This is a genomic window from Clostridium sp. (assembly GCF_021443865.1).
GTDB lineage: Bacteria > Bacillota > Clostridia > Clostridiales > Clostridiaceae > Clostridium.
On the sequence record NZ_JABUTB010000116.1, the window covers coordinates 1 to 4,042 of the forward strand.

Genomic DNA, 4,042 nt, shown 5'->3' on the forward strand with positions numbered 1-4,042 from the left:
ATATTAAAGGTATTCTTTCTTCAATTCCAGGAGCACCATTAGGACACTTAGTAAAGTCATCCTTTCCAAGTTGTTTATCTGTTTTAAATGAGAAAGGACAGTGATCTGTTGCTATTGTTTTTATATATCCATCATTTATTCCCTTCCATAAAGCCTGAATATCATCTTTTTTTCTTAAAGGAGGGCTCATAATATATTTTAGTCCTTCATTATTATCTTCTTCATATTTACTATCATCAAGAACTAAATATTGAGGGCATGTCTCAGCATAAATATTTTCTTCTCTTTCATTAGCCATTTTTATATAGCTTAAACCTATTTTAGAAGATAAGTGAACAATATATAATGGAGCATTATCTGCAATTGATGACAAATTAATCATTCTATTTACAGCTTCACCTTCTGCTTCTACAGGTCTACTTAATGGATGATATTTGGGAGTCTTAAATCCATTATTTACGAAATACTCTCTTAATACCTTAATACTTCCATGATTCTCACAGTGTACCGTTGTAATTCCACCAAGTTCTTTTAATCTTTTAAGAACTTTTAATACATTTTCATCTTCTAACATATAATCATAGGTCAAATATACTTTAAAACTTGGCATTCCCTCTTCTTTAACTATAGTTTCCATTTCTTCTAGAATATCATCATTTATATGTTGAATAACTCCATGAAAGCTATAATCAATAACAGCATTTCCATTAGCATAACCATGATATACATTAACTTGATGTTTTAAATTGCATCCCTTTGGACCAAAACCCATGTGATCAATAATTGTTGTAGTTCCTCCACAAGCAGCTGCCACTGTCCCAGTATAAAAGTCATCATTAGCAACTGCTATACCTACATCTAAATTTAAATGAGTGTGAACATCTACTCCTCCAGGAATAACATATTTACCTTTTGCATCAATTATTTCATCACTAGGTCTACCTATATCAGTTCCAATTTCTGTAATTATACCTTCTTCAATATAAATATCTCCATTATAAGTATCACTAGCTGTCACAATCGTTCCATTTTTAATTAGTAAAGACATATTATTCACTTCTCTTTCTAATTTTATTTAACTTATATCTAAGCAACCATTATGCCAATGAAAAATTCTTTAAAAGTCCATAGAACTAATTAAAAACTTTTATCATTTTAATAAACATTATCATTATGATAACTATCTTAATATAGATTGTGCCATTCTTCTATAAGTATGTCTTATTCCTCTAATAGCAACAGATAATGTCATAATGTTTTCTGGTATAGCCATACCAAAAGTTCCACAATCACCTATGTGCTGAATATCTGCTCCTGCCATTTTAGAATTTAAGGCTATATTTTCAATAACAGATTTAGTTGAACCCTCTTGAGAAGTTCCTATTGTAGTCATTGCTAATGCTCCATTTTCATGAATCATAGAAATAATGTTCTTAGCTAAAGTTAAATCAAATCCTGGAACTGTACCAGGTGCGGGTATTAAAACAACATCTGCTCCAGCCTCTACAAATCCTTTTATAGTTTCTTCATCATATATATTCCCACTACCAGCACCATGCATTTTACCTGCTATGATTAAGGTTTCATCTTTTAATATTTCCTTTGCTAGCTTAATTCCATTACAAATAGTTTCAGCATTAACACCCGTATTTGGATTCCCTGTTAATACTACATAATCAAATCCATAGTATTTTACCTTTTCTAGATTTTCCTTATTTAAAGTATAACCTTTTTCATACTTACTACCTTCTGGAACCGGCTCTAAATTTACTCCAATTAATCTACCAACTAGTTTTTTTATGTTTTTTATATAATTTTCATCACTTAAATTTCTTTTTACACTTTTTTCATATTCTTTTGATATATTTTCTAAATCGTTAAATAAAACATTTCCTCCATCTATCCCAAATATAAATGGCTTTTCGAAATTAAAAGTATTTAATGTTAACATATCTGCACCAAAGCTTGAAGCAAGCTCTAAATTAGAAACTTCTCTTATGTAAGGGGTATAGCTAATTATAGATTCAGACACAACAGTTCTCCCCTCAGATCCTTTTATAATTTCTTTTAATTCGGTTTTATTAATTACCTCAATATCCTTTGTTGTTAGTTCAAAAATTCTTTTCAAAGAAATCACTCCTTTACATATTTTGCATATACAATATTATACTAATATACTTATAAATTGTAAAAGATTAAAGTATAATACAATTAGTATATTTATTTTATAAAAAGGGAGAGAGGTTTATTGAAAAAATTTACATTTATTTTTACTTTTTTATTCTTATTACTTATTCCTATAAATGTTTCAGCTAGTCCTAAATCATATAATATAGAAAGACTTAATATTAATGCTGAAATTAAAGAAAATGGAGATTTATATGTAGATGAAATTTTCACCTATAAATTTAATGGTGATTTTAATGGAGTTTATGTGGATTTAAATTTAAAGGGATCTAACGGATATGATATTTATGAAGTTAATGTAATTGACTCAAAGGGTGAGATTATTTTAGAAAGAAAAGATGACGAATCTAACAATAGCTTTCAAGTTCTAGACTCTAATGATAAAATACAAATAAAAATTTATTCTAAAAGTTCTAACGAAGAAAAGAAGTTTAAAATTCGCTTTACTACTAAAAATACTGCAGAAAAATATCAAGATTATTCTTCTTTATATTGGAGTTTTTATACAGCCTCTGAAGATTATCCAGTAAATAATGTTACCTTAAATTTAAAGCTTTCAAATGATAAATTTAATAAAGATGATTTATACTATACAATTTTTGGTGATGGTAACTTTAATACTGAAACTACAGAGAATAACATTATATTAACTGGAGAAAATTTAACTTCTGATTTAGGAATTAAATTAAGATTTCAAAAAGACTATTTAAATATAGCTCCCCTAGAAAGTTATTACAATGAGGTGACCTTTGAAGATGAAGATTTTAATCCAATTTATTTACTTTATCCAATTGGATTAATTACTATAATTTCATTAATATTTTTCATTGTTCATAAGCGTAATAAAAAACTATTTAATATAGCACTACAAGAATATCGTTCTCAATATATATTTACAAATGAAGAGATATTGCTTTTCCCACCATCTAAGGAAAGTCCTACTATAGTTGCTTATATTTATAATAGAAATAATATATCTTGGTCTATTGTTCCATCAACTTTATTATATCTAGCTAATATTGGGGTCTATAAGTTAAATACTACTTTGGATGAAAATAGTGATTTTGAAAATATGACTTTTACAAGATTAAAAGATATTGACGCTTATGATTATCCTCATTTAAAAATATTAATTAATTGGTTTAAAAGATATGAAAATGATAATAAAGAATTTAATCTTCTATCAATCAAAAAACTTGTAGAAAAAAGCTCAAAGAAAGCAAAAAAATTTGATAATTCTTATTGGGATTTTATTAATCAAATAGGTATAGATGGAAGAAACCTTAATCTATTTACAACCATTAGAAATAAGGAAGTATTGAATAATGAGACCTATGATAAATTTTTAAAATGGCAGGCTTATAAAAATCATTTATTATCTTTATTAAATCATAAAGATATATTTAATATTAAGGAATCTATAATATATTCTGCTGCTCTAGGAATTAATTATGAAGATTTTGATATTGATTTGAAAGATAATAGTATTAATCAAAATGATTATTGTTATTATTATTTTAATAATATGTTTCTATTTAACCAAATCCACTCCTCTACAGAAAAAACTATAAATAATAGTAATAATAGTAGTTATAATGACTTTTCATCTGGAAGTAGCTTTACAGGAGGCGGTGGTGGTGGTTCTGGAGCATTTTAAATAGGAGGCTGTATAAACAGCCTCCTTATTTTTTATTATACTAAATCAGCTAATTGAAATCTGATTACTTTTTCTAATTCATTTAAATTTAATTCTACTTGATAACCTATTTTTCCGGCACTTAAAATTATTGTATCATATGGTTAAAAGTTATCTTTTAGTGCATTACACACAAAGTGGCAATCACAAGCCTCATAC

The 4,042-nt window shown here is 26.9% G+C and carries 3 protein-coding genes; 1 reads left to right on the plus strand and 2 read right to left on the minus strand.

The genetic code is table 11. The annotated features are described in order from the left end of the window. On the minus strand, positions 1-1,048 hold a 1,048-nt coding region (hydA, locus tag HUJ77_RS14190; RefSeq protein WP_291709707.1), incomplete at its 3' end, for a dihydropyrimidinase. A gap of 132 nt (positions 1,049-1,180) precedes the next feature. Further along, positions 1,181-2,137, minus strand: a complete 957-nt coding sequence (locus tag HUJ77_RS14195; protein ID WP_291709708.1) for a hypothetical protein — start codon at positions 2,135-2,137, stop codon at positions 1,181-1,183. A gap of 111 nt (positions 2,138-2,248) precedes the next feature. Here HUJ77_RS14195 and HUJ77_RS14200 point away from each other — a divergent pair, with 111 nt between their 5' ends. Then, entirely contained in the window at positions 2,249-3,844 is a 1,596-nt protein-coding gene (locus HUJ77_RS14200; RefSeq protein ID WP_291709709.1) for a DUF2207 domain-containing protein, read from the plus strand. Positions 3,845-4,042: the final 198 nt, after the last annotated feature.